The sequence below is a fragment of the Rappaport israeli genome (assembly GCF_001888055.1).
Lineage (GTDB): Bacteria > Pseudomonadota > Gammaproteobacteria > Cardiobacteriales > Cardiobacteriaceae > Rappaport > Rappaport israeli.
Window position 1 is genome coordinate 1 of the sequence record NZ_LXHZ01000044.1, and the last position, 497, is coordinate 497.

The 497-nt window shown below is 39.2% G+C and carries 1 protein-coding gene; it reads left to right on the forward strand.

Annotation, left to right across the window (positions count from 1 at the left end; genetic code table 11):
• Positions 1 to 45: 45 nt before the first annotated feature.
• Complete coding sequence (locus tag A5N84_RS10120; protein ID WP_143324917.1) at positions 46 to 276, forward strand: hypothetical protein; 231 nt, start codon at positions 46 to 48, stop codon at positions 274 to 276.
• The last annotated feature ends 221 nt before the right edge of the window (positions 277 to 497 follow it).

Below are 497 nucleotides of genomic sequence, written 5' to 3' on the forward strand. Positions count from 1 at the left end.
ACAATCACCTTAGTTATATCTAGGTTAAGAAATTAGCTGCTTGCCGTGATAGAACGATTCTTATCGGGCTATCACGGCAAAGTTAATTTAAAAGGTGATACCCCATCTGCAAAACCAAATGGCACTGGAGCTTGTGCAAAAGTTGAAACTACCCCTGCTACTATTGATAAAGATACTGCAGTAGACAGTATCACTGTAACAGGTACACCACGTAATGGAACAGGTGTATCAGCGGTATGTGAATTCACAAATGGCGCGACTTGTGTTCTTAAATAAGAAAAGCAAATAAATCCTAGGATAAATGGTGTAGCCAATCTAGCAAGGCTACACCAAACATCCAGCGGATTTAGCTGACTGTTTTTGCTGACTTAGCAGAAACGACTAAAAAAAGACCCTCTAATTAGAGGGTCTTTTTGTATGGATAGAATCGGATTAGGATTCATAGCCAAATTGTTTTTTATGCGCAAAAAGAAAGCGCCATTTGACGCTTTCTTTGA